The organism is Paenibacillus sp. FSL R10-2771, from assembly GCF_038000205.1.
GTDB lineage: Bacteria > Bacillota > Bacilli > Paenibacillales > Paenibacillaceae > Paenibacillus_AQ > Paenibacillus_AQ phytohabitans.
The window spans coordinates 2,455,007-2,471,147 of sequence record NZ_JBBOBM010000001.1 but is presented as its reverse complement, the minus strand read 5'-3'; the positions used below and the strand labels follow the sequence as shown (position 1 = coordinate 2,471,147).

The following is a 16,141-nucleotide window of genomic DNA, read 5'->3' as shown; positions in this document are numbered from 1 at the left end:
TCATTCACCTCTCCCGATCAAGACGGTTTCTGCTACAGCGATGGGGCTGCCCCGGTGACAGCAGAATAGAGAATGGGTATAGAAAGTCAGCACGCCGCTCCGGCCGTTTTTGTGCTCTACAGCAAGTAAGGTTAGTTCGCACTCCAAATTCATACCCGCCATCAGCGGAGCATGATAAGTAAACTGCTGCGTTCCGTGAATCATTGCCGCTTTCAGGGGAAGCCAGGGGACATCTGCTGTCTTCCAGAATGTGACCGGCATAGTCGAAGGAGCAACGGCTGCTCCTCCTATTCTCTGTAGGGGCGAAGCTATGCTGTGTGCATACTGCACGATATTTCCCGTCGTGAGCTGAACCTGAAAGCGGATCTTGTTCATATAACCGCCTCCATCAGAACGGCCAGCCCCATCCCGCCGCCAATGCCAAGTGTAGCTATCCCCCGTTTGTAGGTGGTCTGCAGCATCTCCGAATATAGACGCGTCATAAGGATCGCACCGGATGCGCCGTAAGGATGACCCAGAGCTAACGCGCCTCCACCGGGATTAACCTTATCCGCTGGAAGCTGAAGCTCCTGCAGTGATGCTAATACCTGAGCGGCAAAAGCTTCATTAAATTCAACGATATCCACATCTCCGATGGTCAGACCCTGGCGGCATAACAGTTTCCGGACCGCCGGAACCGGTCCGATCCCCGGATAACGGGGGTCCACTCCGGCAGCCTGAGAGTCAACAAAACGGAGGATGGGCGTCAGGTTAAGCTGTTCACACTTGTCACGCGACATGATGAGCACCAGAGCGGCACCGTCATTAATAGGACAGGCATTCCCGGCAGTCACAGTGCCATTCTCCGCAAATACAGGCGGCAGGCTGCTCAGCTTCCCCAGGCTTGTATCCGGTCTCGGACATTCATCCTCTGCAATCCGTAAACCGTTGAATAGCAGCGGTACAAGCTCCGGTACATATCTGCCTGTACTTTGAGCCCGGACGGCTTTAAGGTGGCTCTCCAGCGCATACAGATCCTGCGCTTCACGGGTAATCCCGTATTTGGACGCCACATTCTCTGCAGCAAGCCCCATGTCAGGATCTCCGTAAGCAATGGGTGTGAACGGTGCGCGTGTATATAGGGTTGGCGTCCCCGCCAGCGTGCCGGGTCTGAACATTCGCCAAGGCGCCCGGCTTACACTCTCGGCTCCGCCTGCCAGGAATATCTCTCCGGCACCGCTCTGAACGAGGCGGGCCCCCATGATGATGGCTTCAAGCCCTGAACCGCATTGACGGTCGACTGTGACTCCCGGTACCGTAACAGGCAATCCTGCTTCAAGCACAGACTTACGGGCAATATTCCCGCCAGGTCCCACTACATTGCCGATGATAACATCATCAATCCATTCCGGCGGCAGCTGTGCTTCAGTAACGAGGAGGCGAATCAGCGGGGCAAGCAGTTGCTCCGGTTCAAGCGTGCTTAGCTGTCCACCGATTTTGCCGACAGGTGTACGCCTGGCCATAACCAGCACGGCCTCTTTGATTTCTCTCATCTCAACCCTTCTCTCACATTGTCCATCATCCGCTGGCGTGCGATTTTTCCGCTGCTGGTATAGATGAACTGTTCCACAGTAACGAGCTGCCTGGGCAACTTATGGCCTGCAAGATATGGATGGCAACAATCCCTGATCTGCTCCAGACTAAGCTGCTGTTCTCCGTTCCACTCAATCAATGCCGTTACCTGCTCTCCCCACCGCTCATCCGGCTTGCCGAATACCATAACCTCGCGGACCGCCGGAATACGTCGCAGCACAGTCTCCACTTCTTCGGGAAACACCTTGAGCCCCCCGCTCTTGATCATGCTGCCGGCACGGCCGGCCAGGTGCAGATCCCCTTCATGATCCAGGAGCACGTAGTCCCCCGTGCGCAGCCAGCCCCCGCGAAACACGCCTGCCGTCTCTTCCGGCAGCAGGTGATACCCGGTGAACATCATTTCACTCTGGATATACAGCTCACCAACCGCACCCGGAGGCAGCTCACGAAATTGTGCATCGCGGATGGAAATCTGCACGCCGTCGAACGGTTTACCTAAGGAATCTGCCTCCTCCTCGCCGGTTATTTCAAGATAGCTGATGTAACTGGCCTCCGAGGAGCCGTAATACTCAAAGAGCTTCGTCTCCTTGAACAGCTCACGACATCTTTGTTTCAACGTCACTGGCCACTTGCCCCCAGAGCTGATTATGGCCTGTATCGATACCGGGGCCGTAGTTGCAGCGGCCTGCCGGACCAATGCGTCAATCATCGCAGGCACAACGAACAGGACCATATCAGGTTCATGGGAGCAGAGATTCAATACGCTCACAGCATCGAATGCGGGCAGCAGATGAAAAGTCGCCAGACTATACAGGGCTTGCATCATGGCAAACAGCGACAGGGAATGCACGAACGGCCCGGGTGCAAGTACGTGCTTCATACTATTCAGCCTGAATGCTTTCTCCGTCGCCTCAAAGCTTGTTAACCAGGACCCGTGAGTCCGCATGTACCCTTTGGGGAGACCGGTTGTGCCTGATGTATACCCGATGAACAGCAGCCCGGGGTTCTCCTCTGCAACAGCATCAGGCCCGAAGGCAGACAGCCAGGAGCTATAGCTGCCGGTGCTCTGCTCCCCGCCAAAGTATAGCTGCGGAATTTCTTTATAACGTTCTGTGAAATCAGCCGCAAAACGCGCTTCACCAACTATCAGTCCGGGCTCACACTGCCGGATAACCTTATCCATCTCCTCCGGATGCCATTTGGGGTCCAGCAGCACGGGGACGCATCCCGCATAGATGGCGCCGAGAACAAACTCGGCGAACTCCATACGGTTACCGGATACAACAGCAATATTCCGCTTTATGTGTCCGCCATGCCGCAAACCGTTTGCAACCTGTTGTACCAGCCTCATCAGCTGGGCGTAGGAGCGTTCTTCCCGGCCGTCTGAGATCGCAATGCGGGAAGGGGCAGCCTGGCCACGTTCTAAAATGCGCTGTACAAGGTTCATGGGTATGCTCACACCCCCGCTTGATCTTCAATGGGGCTGATTTCTTTCAGCTGCATCGTTATGACAGCCGCAATAACCGCTTTGATCATGTCTCCGGGAAGAAAGGCCAAAGCCCCAATCAGTCCGGTCCAGACCGGCGTATCTGTAATTAAGGCCATGACAGGTGCGCCAATCAGATTCACCAGCAATACGCCAAAGATCAGGTTGACGGCTATCAGTTTCCAGATGCGGACCCTGCGCCAGATCTTCTCGGAACACCAGCCGATGAAGCCTGCCGCGACCAGCCAGCTGAATATGTATCCGGCAGACGGTCCAACGAGCAACGCCAGTCCGCCGCGCCCGCCGGTCAGTACCGGCAATCCGAGGGCTATGAGAATGATAAAAACAACCAGACTGAGGATCCCCATCCGTCTGCCCAGAAAACAGCCGGCCAGCATGACCCCAAGCGTCTGGGCAGTGACCGGAACAGGAATGAAGCCAAGGGGAAATGGCGGAATCATGCCGAGCACCGCGATGAGTGCAGCGAATAATGCGGCATACACAAGTTCTTTTGTCTTCAAGATATTGACCTCCATTGGATAAAATAAAGGTTGTGCTCTGGTTAAAGAATACAGCCAGTACGCTGAATTATAATGGAGACCCCCTCTATTGTAAACCTATTTAATTTATTTGGTTCACAATAGATCGAAAATAACACCTTCATTTTCCTATTGTTATCTAAGCATGTTAATATAATCGGAGAGGATTGATCGGAACGTAATATTTCTGGAGGGTTATTTCCATGACAGTTAAAGAACAAATTCTATCCTTGCTGGGTAGCAACAAAGGCGGGTATATATCCGGCGAGGAGATCGCAGGGCAGTTATCCGTAACACGCAGCGCAGTCTGGAAAGCCATCAAGTCGCTGCAGACAGACGGTTACTCCATACAGGCTGTAACCAATAAAGGGTATTCCTTATCCCCACTAACGGATATTTTATCTGCCGGTGCCATTTCGAAACACCTGAATCTCCAGGGTCAAAAGCTGCGCCTTGAGGTTTACAAGACTATACCTTCAACGAACGAAGCAGTAAAAATCCTGGCCGCAAATGGAGAGGCTGAAGGGAAAGTGATCCTCTCGGAAGAGCAGACTGCCGGCCGCGGAAGAAATGGCCGGCCCTTCTTTTCCCCGCGGGGAACAGGCATCTACATGAGCATCCTGCTGCGCCCCAAGCTATCTGCGGCAGAATCCATTCTTCTGACGACCTCCGCTGCAGCCGCCGTTGCCCTGGCCATCGAGAGCGTATCCGGTAAAGACACGCAGATTAAGTGGGTCAATGACGTATTCATGGACGGCAAAAAGGTGTGCGGAATTCTCACCGAAGCTTCCTTATCATTGGAGAATGGCTTGCTGGATTATGCCGTTCTCGGCATTGGCATCAATGTAACCTTACCGGCGGCCGGCTTTCCTGACGGGCTTGGCGGGATTGCAACGTCTGTATTTTCCGAAAGCAATCATTATGATGATCTCCGCTGCCGGCTCGCGGCAGAAGTGCTGAATCATTTCATGGAATACTATGCGCATTTAACGGACAGACCGTTTCTCTCCGAATATAGACAACGAATCCTTTCCCTTGGTAAGCCTGTAACGGTGATGAAGGATAACAAACAACGCGGGGCGACAGCCATTGACATTGATAACGACTGCCGTCTGAAGGTCAGATATGAGAATGGTGACGAGGAGTATCTTTCAAGCGGAGAAGTCAGCATTACCATCTAGCCGCTGGCTGTATCAAATCCATACCGCAAAAGCGTAAAAGTGCAGATAGAACAAAGACAGATTCAGCAGCAGTCCAAGTATAGACAATTTGTTTCTAGAGAAAATCCCCAGCACACTAATGCAAATGGCGAAAAACAGGAAGAAGTATACCAGATAGATTAAAAAGTCTGCGTTAAGCGCCAAGACTTCCGAACCTGAATTATTTAGCCAGATTTCGTCGTACAGGCTCTTGTTCTTGCTGATTGTATAGATCAAGAGACCACTGATACAAACCGAAGACAACAACACGGGGATAGCAGTCAAGCCTCTGATGCTCTTCTTGTGTCTTCCCGAAGTCACTGACCATACACCATATACAACGAAGACTACGGCAAGACAGACCAAGTACAGTCGATAGAAATATAACCCTTCTTCCCGGTCCCCGGTTCCGCCGCCATCCGGACCTGAAGCGTATAAGAGCAGATTAGTAATGACCAGAATGAAATTCAGGATTGCGTATTTGATTGTGCTGCTTCCTATTCCCGCAAATTTGTTCATGATTACGCCCTTTCTTGCGATCGTAACTTTTACTGCATATCTATAATTCTCGAATTCCCTAAAATAAACCAATAATTCACTTCGTCATACCCTATAATATTAGCTGTTACATTTAGACCTTTATGTATGTTCCGGTTCTTATAGTCTGTCTGAACGCCCAGCCTTCCTCATCCACTTCGAAATACCATCTTTCCTTACCGCTATGATCAAGCAGATATATCATTTGAGTTCTTTCCCCTTAAATAGTATTTGTATTAAAAATGTACGTGCCCTGTGCAGCAGACCAGATGCTTGCGCAGATTAATCTTTAGGAGCAGCGTGGAGTGAATAGCGGAAATAGTTGTATTTAGTGCAATTAAAAGGCGGCGAAAAACCGCATGTATAGGAATAACTGCATTCTGTACAATTAAAAATAGGGGAATTGTTCTTTTACAGCAAAGAAGCCATTTATAAGTGTACAAAGTGCAATTAAAACTGTTCCTGCGCTGAAATGTAGCATTATAGTTGTACAAATTACAGTTATAACATGAGCGGTAGTCTCATAGCAGACCACCCGTAACTTGCAATTCGGGCAAGACGTGCTGCGAATCAGAAAGTTCTCCAGTTCAAGCTAAATAGTTAAATAGTTAAATATAGAATAAACTTCAACATTTGATCTAGGATTTCCTGCCAAAAACACAAAAGACGTTAACGGATGTATTACTACATCCGTTAACGTCTTTCAGTAAAGCGGATTACGTACGGCGCATATACGCACGCACCGTGATCGGAGCGAAGATGGCGACAATGACTGCCGCTCCGACGAGGGAGTAGACCAGATCGCTGCCTACCGTTCCGTTGTTGACCAGATTGCGGACGGCGGTGACCAGATGTGAGATCGGATTGATATTTACAAACCACTGCAGCCATTTCGGCATTGTATCAACCGGCACGAACGCATTCGAGAGGAAGGTTAGCGGGAACAGCACGATCATGGAAATCCCCTGTACACTGGAAGCCGTCCGGGCGATAACCCCGAAGAAGGCGAAGATCCAGCTGATCGCCCATGAGCATCCGATTACAAGTACCGCTGCAAGCGCAACATTTCCGATGCCGCCTTCTGGACGCAAGCCCATGATGTAACCCATAACAAAGGTGAGCACAGTAGCAATGGTATAACGGATAGTATCTGCGAGCAGCGCGCCCGCCAGAGGGGCAATCCGCGCAATCGGCAGGGACTTGAAGCGGTCAAACACGCCCTTCTCCATATCCTCCCGCAGTTGGACTCCCGTGACGACAGACGTCGTAATTACGGTCTGCACTAAGATACCGGGGATAATCACCGGCAAATAGCTTGCTACATCACCGGCAATTGCCCCTCCAAAGATATAGGTGAACATCAGCGTGAAAATGATCGGCTGGAACGTGACGTCAAACAATTGCTCCGGTGTCCGCCGGATCTTGAGCAGCCCTCTATAGGCCATCGTTAATGAATTGCGCACCGCCTGGCCGAAGCTGGTATGATTCTTCAGACGGCGTTCTGTACCCGGCTTGATTACAGTACTCATGCCAATACCCCCTCTTTATTCTTGGCTGATCCGGATGCATATCCGGCCTCTTCCTTCACGCCATCACCGGTTAAGGTCAGGAACACTTCATCCAGTGTCGGCTTCTGCACACTCATCTCCAGCAGCGGAATTCCCGCCCCGCGAAGCGCGATCAGCAGGTCGGTTACCCGGTCAACATCGCCCATCGGCGCCATGATTTTTGCGGATTCTGACGATACATTGGACCGCACCTGAAGCACCCGCTCGACGATTAGACGGGCATTCCCCATATCCTGCGGGTTCAAGACCTTCAGATGCAGCGAGGAGTTGCCGACGGAAGCCTTCAATTCATCTACGGTGCCCTCTGCAACCACCTTTCCGGTGTCGATCACGGCAATCCGGTCAGCCAGCTGATCCGCTTCTTCCAGATACTGCGTGGTTAACAATACGGTTGACCCGGTCGATACAAGCCGCCGGATGGTGTCCCACATTTGATTGCGCGTCCGCGGATCAAGTCCGGTCGTTGGTTCATCCAGGAAAATGAGCGGCGGCTGCGCAATCAGACTGGCAGCCAGATCCAGCCGCCGGCGCATCCCGCCGGAGAAATTCTTCAGCGGACGCTTGGCCGCTTCCGTCAGGCCGAACTCTTCCAGCAGCTCTTCAGCCTTATTTCTCGATTCGGCGCGTCCCAGTCCGAGCAGTCTGGAGAAGATAATCAGATTCTCTGTTGCACTGAGTGACTCATCCACTGATGCATATTGACCCGTTACTCCGATTAACTGACGCACGATCTGCGGTTCTTTAACCACATCATGTCCGAAGATACGCGCCGAACCTGCGTCAGGCCGCAGTAATGTGGCCAGCATGCGGATTACGGTTGTCTTGCCGGCCCCGTTCGGACCCAGCACACCGTAGATCATGCCCGTGCCCACTTTGAGGTCCACACCATCGACCGCGCGGTTGCTGCCGTACGTTTTGACAAGCCCCTGCGCTTCGATGGCATAGCTGCCAGTCTCCTGCGCTCTTCCTGATTGTTGTACTTGTTTCATCCCTTATTCCTCCTAGACGACTGAATGTATTAGGATGGTACCCGACTTTTTTAAACTGAATATAAACTTGCCTCTCATCCGCCAGGTTGCTTTTCCCACGTCTTATTAAAACAAAAATCCGATCCCTTGGGATCGGACTGAAGAAGTACGCTTGCAGACGTACACCTTAAATACAATACTCTTAATCATAACCGCCCTCGGCTTCCGGCAATGCCTGGTACGCATCCTTACCGGCTACGATGTCCGCGATGAAGGTCCGCAGCTCCAGCAGCTGCCCGGCATCTTCTGTAAGCTCACAAGTCTCACCGGACCAGCTCAAATTACGGGTAACTCCGTCTACAGTAATCTGCCAGCTGTCTTCCTGATAGGGGGTGACGGCACAACTCTGCCTGGCGGGCACAAGCTCCATCGTCCCTATAATGTTGATTTCCTTCATCTGGTCATAGATGCTGCGCATTTCATCCCCGGTCAGAGTAACATTTGCCGTCGCTGTCCCATTCATGATCAGATCCTTTACCACTATATCCTGATACGTATTGATCTCATTCTTGGTAGCTTCTCCATAGCCGTACCGGACCAGAAAGTCGAAATCTCCGGGCATTTCTTGCGGCATAACGTTCTGCCCAGCAGCGCGCTCTGCCTCCTTATCCGTACTACAGCCATTTAGGAGCAGTACTGCGAGCAGCAATAAGCATAATTTATTCACTGTATCCGCCTCCAGCATGTTCTTAGGTATTATTACACAATATACAGCCGTGGCAAGACAAGTAAATATCATGAATACCGCATTTCGGGTACCCGATAGGGATCGTAGGATTATTATCATCTTCTTCAATTTTTGACCATTCTAAATAACTTTCCATCTTAATGCTGTCTTTATCAAAAACAAAAATCATCCGCTGAAACTTTAATAAGCATTCTATGATCCAATCTTCCCGGGGTTCATACTTCAGCCGCTCCCAACCATGACGTTCCATTGCTCCTGAAATCGTGTGTAAGATAAAATTCCTTTCCCGTTCAAACGATTCTATAGTCCACGGCATATCATCGATATCAAAACCGACAGTTCCTATACCTACCACTGACTGGTCCTGCTGAGCTAACCAGATCACCATTTCTTTCTCGCGGTTGTTTTCTGCAAACATAGACCCGCTGAGCGCCAGCACCTCAATAAAAAAGGAGGTCAGACTATTCGACATTTTTAACGACTCAATGCTTTCGCCAAAGTGCTCTGGCATAGATATCCGGTTGCCCATATGTATGTCCCCTTTCCGCTTCCCTAAACTTCCGGTACAGAATTATATCGGACTCAAAGCATCCCAGAGCTGCGTAGCGAATTCGTTATCGATTTGGAAATACATTCTGGCAAATCCGTAATCAATGTAGCCGCCTTTGATTATTATCAAAGTAACCTCAGTGCCATCTTTTAAATGAATTGTAATTCGTCTGTACCGTTCATCATTGTCATAGTCGCCCAATTGTCCATCCATGCCCTCATGTACAGATAATCTGGCATCATACAGCTGATCAACCAGGGTATTGATCAGTTCCAAATCAGGAACCGGGTGTAACTGATCTATACCTGTTCTCCACTCTGAGTAGCTTTGATATTGGGCACTAACCACATTTCCGGCCATTTTAAAGGGTTTGAAAAAATCTCTGCCCTCACTTAACGGCAACCCGCCCGTACACTCATAAAATGCAGTTTGAACATACGAATGCTCTTCAGAATATGTCATTATTCGGAAATTCTTATTATAGCCTTTCACAGCATAGACATCTGCCTTGTCAACTGTTGAAGCTAGATTAGTGTCCTTCTTCCCCTGCTGCTTCCAACCGTTAAGATTGCCTTTAGCCGTTCCGAGCTTCTTCCCTCTCAAATTTATTGCTTGTTCGGGCGGGATTTCCGTATACGTTTGAGTGTACACTTTGCCGTTATAATATATCATTCCTAACATCGTTGCATTGAGAATCCCCTCCGTCTGTGACGGCAAGTTAAAGACTGGCGATATTATTCCTCCCTTTGGGGCTACGGGTTCCTGATCTTTAACAGGGCGCAGAAAGAGTGCACCGCCAATAAGGATCACCAGCACTGCTGCTGCGATCCCGGCTTTTAACCAGCCGTGTCTGGAGCGGAGAAAGGATACTATCATGGTTTGGAATCTCAACAAAATATTGCACTCCCTCATTTTACATTATTTAACTAAACAGCAACAAAGGCGCGGTAGAGAACTGTTGTCCCCTCCGCACCTTTGCCCATGCTTATGCACTGCCTATACCTGATTCCAGCATCTGCCGGTTACAGATTTCTATGAACCGCCAGCCCCGCATATTTTGCTTACCGCCAATTCTTCACTTCTACCCATGCTGCATCCGGGCCGCTCCGTTCAAATGCCGTACCTACAGCTCCTCTAAAAGGCTCCAGTAAGCCCGGGTCGCGGTCAATCAGATCGTACACATTCATGATCGCGGTATTCTTGGGATCACTCAGGTATGCTCCATCCTCATCCCCGGTGAATAGCCTCCATCCGCTGTCCTGCTCCCGTGTGGCTGCTTCACGGTACATCCAGCGAACCCCGCTGCCGGGCAGCATGCATTTCATGGTTACCAGCGCCGCCTTCTCGCCTGCCTCGACCCACGCCGGGTCTCCTTCTCGCAGAATTGTCCGGGCAATATGTCTGGGCTCGAATTCCACGGTATCTCCAGGTTGCAGTGTCTGTATCACTCCGGGCACATTGGTCAGCAGCCCCGTATAACGTCCGGTAACCGGATCTTGCCCGGTAATCTCCACCCACATCCGTTCAGCGCGGGGTTCTCCTTCTTTCGGGTTCGTCAGGATGAAATGCAGCCTAACCATTCTTCCTGGATTCTGGGTCATCCGTTCTTGCCGGGAGGGAATAAAGAAAGAATTAGGATGCTGCCGGCTCACTTCTTCCACATCTTCCAAAGTCCATTCCATAACGTGTGCCTCCTAGTCTGTAGTGCTAGACTACCATTACCCCATTGCGGGAGACACGATTCATTTGGACGGGAAAATCCACCCATCTTAAGCTCAGGCACAGGGACAATTAAAGGAGTTTCGATTCCTGTACAGGTATCCATATTTCACTTCTGTACGCTGGCGAAGTTGTATCCTTGCTCTCATTCCAGAGGATCTCCGGCCCTTCGACCTGCTCGTAATTGGAGGAGGGGAACCATTCGGAATAAATCCGGCCCCAGATATTCTGGAGCGTATCCGGAAACGGCCCCACCGCTTCAAATACAGCCCATGTAGACGCAGGGACTTCAAGCTTGGCATAGGAGGGAGGACAGTCCAGTGTGGTAGCTACACCAATATAATGATCGAGCTCCCCCCGTTCCTCCATCCGCCCTTCGGAGAAATTCACCGATGCGCTGATCATCCCTGCAGGAACGATGTTGGACAGCTGCTTCAGTTCAGTAATGATCTCCATATTGAGACTCTGCCACATCGCTGCGATTTCCGGATTCACTCCGTTGAACTGGATAGGCACCCTTTTCTTCAGTCCGACGATGCTAAAAGCCGCTTTCTCTTCCATACGGTAATTCATTTCACTGCCTCCTCTGATCGTTAATTGAAAAGTCATCCGGGGAAAGGCCTTCAGCGGTGTCCCTGCACTTCTTGCTTCCGACGGCGTCACGCCGTGAACCAGCTGGAAGGCCTTGGTGAAGGCATCCGGTGAACTATAACCAAATTCCAGGGCCAGATCAATAATCCGCTGCTGGCTGCCCTGCAGCTTGAATGCGGCCAATGTGAGACGTCTGCGGCGGATATATTCCGACAGCGGAATACCTGCCAGAAAGGAGAACATCCGCGTGAAATGATACTCCGAGCATAACGCCCGCCTCGCTGCCTCCCTGACATCCACCTCACCCTCCAGCTGCTCTTCAATATAGGAGAGTGCCGCGTTCATATTTTCGAGCAGGTTCATCGTTTATCACCCTTTCCTCACCATCAGATTAACAGCTATCCCAAGACCGGGTCCGACAGTTCCTGCACCAGATTGACGGGTACTGCCCCTGACGCAGCAATAATTCTGCCATAATATAGTTGATATATATGAAGACAATCGGCTCTATTTTAATGATAATGAAGCATAGATACTATATAAAAAGCAATTTCCCCCGGCGGGAAGACGGAGGCTTGAAATGAAGCTTATACCCAACTGCATAACGCTCAGCCGGACCTTGCTGGCACTCCTGCTGTTAGGGCTTGAGCCGCTGGGCGCGGGCTTCACCGCTGTCTATATCCTCTGCGGAATCACAGATATGCTGGACGGGCCGATTGCCAGAAAAACCGGAACAATCAGCAGTCTCGGCGCCAAGCTTGACTCCCTGGCCGACATGACGCTGGTAGGCGCCGCATTATATACATTGTATCCGTTCCTTGGACTTACACCCGGGGTTCTCCTCTGGATCATGCTGATCGCCTTAATCCGGGGTGCCTCCATGCTGACCGCACTGCGCAGATTCCGGACCTACGGCAGCATTCATACCTATGGCAACAAGCTCGCCGGACTCCTGTTATTTATCACACCTCTGCTCCTTCCTTATATTCATCAAGGTGTCTGGACTGCTGTTGTATGCACCGTAGCTACTATATCCGCTGTGGAGGAATTCATCATCCTTCTGAGCTCAAGCCAGCTGCAGCTGGACCGGAAGGGGCTGCATCGGCGGCGCTAATCTTCTGTTCACATACCCCAAAGAACCCATAACACACAACGGGTTCTCCGGTAACCTCCTATTCTTCTATAGTCCCGCACACCACGAATACTTAGCCAACAGGTCCGGCATCCGCAAAGCTCCTGATTAACGCCTTGACCTGTCGTCTGGAGGTAACGGTGATGACTTGCTGATGAGCGCCGGCCTGCCGGAGTCTTGCAATGGTGTTGTCGCGGCTCCGTGTCTTGTAGCTCCAGACCCAATTCACGAACGCCCAGTCGAGCTTCTCCGGACAGCCTTCGTTCATATCGGGTCTGGTTTGGTTATGGTACATTAGACGCCGCTTCACAATCCGGTACATACATAAGAGCCTCGGCAGATCCAGAAAAATGATGACATCCGCCCGCTTGATCCTGATATCCATCGTCCTTGAGTAGTTGCCATCCATAATCCACTGCTCTTGATCCGTATATTGCCGGACCAGCCCGTCCCATTCCTCATCCGGCTTGGGAATCCAGCCCGGGCTCCAGAAATGGGAATCCAGATGCACAACCGGAAGATGGAGCAGACCGCCGAGCTGCCGTGCCAAGGTGGATTTGCCTGAGCCTCCCGATCCGAGAATTAGAATCCGGTTCATAAGTTCTCCCTGTCCAATATGACGTAACTACTTTCCCTTCAATCCAGCTGCAAGTATTCCTTGATTCCATCCGCTATGGATGAGGCAACTGCTTCCTGAAACTCATTGGTCCACATCTTCGCCTCATCGCCCGGGTTGGTCAAATACCCCAGTTCCAGCAGCACGGACGGCATCTCCGTCTCCCGCAGCACAAAGAAGTTCGCAACCTTAACTCCGCGGTCTTTAAGCCCGGTAGCTTGAATGACATGCTTATGTATAGTCTCGGCAAAAGCCAGTGATTCGTCATGATAATAAAAGGACTCCGTGCCCGATGCAGACGAATCCTCATAGGTATTACCATGGATGGAGATAAATAAATCTGCCGGGAGGTTATTCGCGAACTCCGGCCGGTACAGCTCATGCGTGGAAATGAAAGCATCCCCGGTCCGGGTAAGCTCAATCTGAAGCTGCGGATCATCCGCCAGCTCCGCAGCTACCGCCTGTGACACGCTGAGGTTGAACTCCTTCTCAAACCGTCCGCTCACAGAAGTCGCGCCCGGGTCTTCACCGCCATGCCCCGGATCGATTACGACCTTGTATACAGGTCCGGAATACACCGGATCACTGCTTCCAGGCCCGCTTGTACGATCTGGTTCATGAATTGCCCGATTACCCGCCGCCGGAGCCGCAGCCAGACTTGAATCTGCGCTGTTCCCGCCTGAACCGTTACTGACGCCATCACTGCATGCCGCAAGCAGTAGCAGACTGAGCCATGCGGCAGCTATAATGTACATCTTCCTCATTCCGGTCTCTCCTTATCGCTACTTCATTTCGTATCCCCTTACATTTCAGCATACTGGAGGCTGGATAGGCAAGACCTAATTCTGTAACGATACACGGACACCTATAGATTCTTATCCTTGCAAAAAAACTGATGGAGGCCTTTGTCATGGCTCCAATCAGTCTTTTATTATTTCCATGCTATTTGGCGGGTGTATGCTCTGCTGCCTGCCCGGCATGACTAGAGGAATTCAGCAAGACAAGCCCCCCGATAATGATAAGCAGACTGATACCGGTAAGCAGGTTGAAGGGATCATTCCAGATCAGGATGCCGATGAGTGCAGTCAGCGCCGTCCCTGCCCCGGACCAGATGGCATAAGCCAGGCTTAACGGTATGGTTCTGAGACTAATGGACAAGCTGTAAAAAGCCACACCCATTCCAATCACTACCCCGATAGACGGCAGCACACTGCTGAATCCGTCGGAGAGCTTGAGCATCGTTGTGCCGAAGATTTCCGAGATGATGGCAATACTTAGTGCAAGATAACTTTTCACAGTTCAACCCTCCGTTGAAAGCTTCAGGAGCACCACACCGCCAATGATGAGGAGCAGTCCTGCTACTTTTTTGACATTCAGACTTTCTTTATAGACCAGTACGCCAACCAATGCGGTTAACGCCGTTCCCACACCTGACCAGATGGCATAAGCCGTCCCGAGGGGGATCTCTTTCAGCGCGAGTGACAGATTGAAGAATGCCAGTCCCATGCCGGCGACCACCGCAATGGATGGAAGCAGTCTTTTGAAACCGTTCGATGCCTTAAGCATGGAGCTGCCGAAGACCTCACTCACAATAGCTAACGACAATAATACATAAGAATTCACTTGGGTTGCCTCCTAATTAATCATCTCCAGCAATTTGCTGACGACCTTGTCCCGCATTTCACCGCTGATTTCACCGATTCCAAATACCTCCGATAACCACAGGCCGTCTACAGCCAGCCGGACAATTGAGGAGATCACCGGATCAAGTCCATCGTTCTCAATGTTCTCCTGCCAGACGGAGTACTGTTTCCGAAGGTCCTCCAGCAGATCCCCGTTGCTAAAAAGCGCTGCGTTAAGCGCTACGTTCATGCCCTGCGCTTCCTTATCTGCTTCGACGGTGGACTGCAAATAGGCCCGGCTCCATTTCCCTTGATCCCGTGTATCCCGGGCCGCCCTATTCTGAACATCTGTTATGAATTCATTGGTTATTCCTGACACCATGCTTTGAATTAAGGCGTCCTTATTCGGAAAATGATGCAGCAGACCGCCTTTGCTCACCCCTGCTTCGGCGGCCACCGCTTCAAGCGTAAGCTTCTCAATTCCTTGATGCTTCACGACGTTTGAAGCGGCTGCCAAAATCAAATTGCGTTTGGAATTGCTGTTCATGTGAATCACCTCTGTATTTACTATACCGTCTGGACGGTTTGTATGTCAAATGAAGAACAGAAACAAAAGTCGCCCTGCAGAAAAATCCAACAGGAGTTTATGAATTATGCGGCTTATCCGGCCTTTAGCAACTTTGGATATTGTAGCCCACCACATTGCTCCCCTCAGACTTCTTCTGGGGCAGCTCCCTCTGTACAGTTTCCCGGGGAAATCAAGCGCAATACTGATCCTAATCTATGCCTCCCGCCCACTTTCAGCGCATTCAGGGGCACTTTTTCCCCTCATTCGCATTCAGCTCATTTCCCCTATCGCTGGCATATTGTATTCGGTTTTTCGCATACAATCGGCTCATTTACCTTATCGTTGGCACATTGTACTCGGTTTTTCGCATACATTCGCCTCATCTACCCTATCATGGGCACATTGTATTCGGTTTTCCGCATACATTCGGCTCATTTACCTTATCATTGGCACATTGTATTCGGTTTTTCGCATACATTCGATCAGTACCTCTCGTTCTCTAAAGTCCTTAATCAAGACATACGAATCAACAGATTGCATCCAGGGCCGGCGGCTCAGATACGCTTCTAAACATGGGATCATTTGACCTAACACAAAATCAAATTCATCCTTCAGACGGAGAAGGATCTGCTCCAAATTCCACTGAAACTTATCCCCAACAGACGAATATAATAATTACAGGTACGCCCTACACAGCAAAAAACGCCCATCCGCTGATGAGCGTCA

19 protein-coding genes are annotated in these 16,141 nt (G+C 50.8%); 2 read left to right on the top strand and 17 right to left on the bottom strand.

The features are described from left to right. The 4 genes from NSU14_RS10515 to NSU14_RS10500 are packed head-to-tail and all read right to left on the bottom strand — an operon-like array spanning window position 1 to window position 3,579. A complete protein-coding gene (locus tag NSU14_RS10515; protein ID WP_042138311.1) occupies window positions 1-375 on the bottom strand; it encodes an FAS1-like dehydratase domain-containing protein in 375 nt (124 codons plus the stop codon). Then, the gene (locus tag NSU14_RS10510; protein WP_340948918.1) at window positions 372-1,523 is read right to left on the bottom strand and encodes a thiolase family protein; all 1,152 of its coding nucleotides are present in this window, start codon (window positions 1,521-1,523) and stop codon (window positions 372-374) included. Before NSU14_RS10510 ends, NSU14_RS10515 begins: the two co-directional genes overlap by 4 nt. Before the next feature lie 5 nt (window positions 1,524-1,528). Next, complete coding sequence (locus NSU14_RS10505; RefSeq protein ID WP_340944652.1) at window positions 1,529-3,019, bottom strand: class I adenylate-forming enzyme family protein; 1,491 nt, start codon at window positions 3,017-3,019, stop codon at window positions 1,529-1,531. A gap of 8 nt (window positions 3,020-3,027) precedes the next feature. After that, window positions 3,028-3,579 (bottom strand): biotin transporter BioY, encoded by a 552-nt coding sequence (locus NSU14_RS10500; protein ID WP_076243234.1) that lies wholly within the window; start codon window positions 3,577-3,579, stop codon window positions 3,028-3,030. A gap of 221 nt (window positions 3,580-3,800) precedes the next feature. Between NSU14_RS10500 and NSU14_RS10495 the strand changes: the two genes are divergently transcribed. Beyond that, window positions 3,801-4,778, top strand: a complete 978-nt coding sequence (locus tag NSU14_RS10495) for a biotin--[acetyl-CoA-carboxylase] ligase (protein WP_340944646.1) — start codon at window positions 3,801-3,803, stop codon at window positions 4,776-4,778. Window positions 4,779-4,790: 12 nt separating this feature from the next. On the opposite strand, the gene NSU14_RS10490 is transcribed toward NSU14_RS10495, so the two are convergent. From NSU14_RS10490 to NSU14_RS10455, 8 genes are all read right to left on the bottom strand, one after another. After that, window positions 4,791-5,315 (bottom strand): hypothetical protein, encoded by a 525-nt coding sequence (locus NSU14_RS10490; RefSeq protein ID WP_340944644.1) that lies wholly within the window; start codon window positions 5,313-5,315, stop codon window positions 4,791-4,793. A gap of 734 nt (window positions 5,316-6,049) precedes the next feature. Beyond that, complete coding sequence (locus tag NSU14_RS10485; protein ID WP_042138329.1) at window positions 6,050-6,862, bottom strand: ABC transporter permease; 813 nt, start codon at window positions 6,860-6,862, stop codon at window positions 6,050-6,052. Beyond that, the gene (locus tag NSU14_RS10480) at window positions 6,859-7,890 is read right to left on the bottom strand and encodes an ATP-binding cassette domain-containing protein (RefSeq protein WP_336101839.1); all 1,032 of its coding nucleotides are present in this window, start codon (window positions 7,888-7,890) and stop codon (window positions 6,859-6,861) included. The genes NSU14_RS10485 and NSU14_RS10480 overlap by 4 nt, the downstream gene beginning before the upstream one ends. Before the next feature lie 181 nt (window positions 7,891-8,071). Further along, complete coding sequence (locus NSU14_RS10475) at window positions 8,072-8,596, bottom strand: hypothetical protein (RefSeq protein ID WP_256703793.1); 525 nt, start codon at window positions 8,594-8,596, stop codon at window positions 8,072-8,074. 22 nt (window positions 8,597-8,618) lie between these two features. Next, window positions 8,619-9,146: a hypothetical protein gene (locus tag NSU14_RS10470; RefSeq protein WP_340944634.1), complete on the bottom strand. Its 528-nt coding sequence runs from the start codon at window positions 9,144-9,146 to the stop codon at window positions 8,619-8,621. A 42-nt stretch (window positions 9,147-9,188) separates the two neighbouring features. Continuing rightward, window positions 9,189-10,061 carry a hypothetical protein gene (locus NSU14_RS10465; RefSeq protein ID WP_340944631.1) on the bottom strand — a complete coding sequence of 291 codons (873 nt, stop codon included), beginning with the start codon at window positions 10,059-10,061 and terminating at the stop codon, window positions 9,189-9,191. Window positions 10,062-10,228: 167 nt separating this feature from the next. Beyond that, entirely contained in the window at window positions 10,229-10,849 is a 621-nt protein-coding gene (locus NSU14_RS10460; RefSeq protein WP_340944629.1) for an immunity protein Imm33 domain-containing protein, read from the bottom strand. 109 nt (window positions 10,850-10,958) lie between these two features. Next, entirely contained in the window at window positions 10,959-11,840 is an 882-nt protein-coding gene (locus tag NSU14_RS10455; RefSeq protein ID WP_042138339.1) for an AraC family transcriptional regulator, read from the bottom strand. 217 nt (window positions 11,841-12,057) lie between these two features. Between NSU14_RS10455 and NSU14_RS10450 the strand changes: the two genes are divergently transcribed. Next, a complete protein-coding gene (locus NSU14_RS10450; RefSeq protein ID WP_042138340.1) occupies window positions 12,058-12,591 on the top strand; it encodes a CDP-alcohol phosphatidyltransferase family protein in 534 nt (177 codons plus the stop codon). 91 nt (window positions 12,592-12,682) lie between these two features. Here the strand turns inward: NSU14_RS10450 and NSU14_RS10445 are convergent, their stop codons facing one another. The 5 genes from NSU14_RS10445 to NSU14_RS10425 all read right to left on the bottom strand — a co-directional run bounded on the left by NSU14_RS10445 (window position 12,683) and on the right by NSU14_RS10425 (window position 15,394). Further along, window positions 12,683-13,207 (bottom strand): DNA topology modulation protein, encoded by a 525-nt coding sequence (locus tag NSU14_RS10445; protein WP_042138342.1) that lies wholly within the window; start codon window positions 13,205-13,207, stop codon window positions 12,683-12,685. A gap of 38 nt (window positions 13,208-13,245) precedes the next feature. After that, complete coding sequence (locus NSU14_RS10440) at window positions 13,246-13,989, bottom strand: N-acetylmuramoyl-L-alanine amidase family protein (protein WP_042138343.1); 744 nt, start codon at window positions 13,987-13,989, stop codon at window positions 13,246-13,248. Window positions 13,990-14,167: 178 nt separating this feature from the next. After that, complete coding sequence (locus NSU14_RS10435; RefSeq protein ID WP_042138345.1) at window positions 14,168-14,521, bottom strand: DMT family transporter; 354 nt, start codon at window positions 14,519-14,521, stop codon at window positions 14,168-14,170. Between the two features lie 3 nt (window positions 14,522-14,524). After that, window positions 14,525-14,848 carry a DMT family transporter gene (locus NSU14_RS10430; RefSeq protein WP_042138348.1) on the bottom strand — a complete coding sequence of 108 codons (324 nt, stop codon included), beginning with the start codon at window positions 14,846-14,848 and terminating at the stop codon, window positions 14,525-14,527. Window positions 14,849-14,860: 12 nt separating this feature from the next. Further along, window positions 14,861-15,394 (bottom strand): TetR/AcrR family transcriptional regulator, encoded by a 534-nt coding sequence (locus NSU14_RS10425; protein ID WP_042138350.1) that lies wholly within the window; start codon window positions 15,392-15,394, stop codon window positions 14,861-14,863. Window positions 15,395-16,141 lie beyond the last annotated feature (747 nt).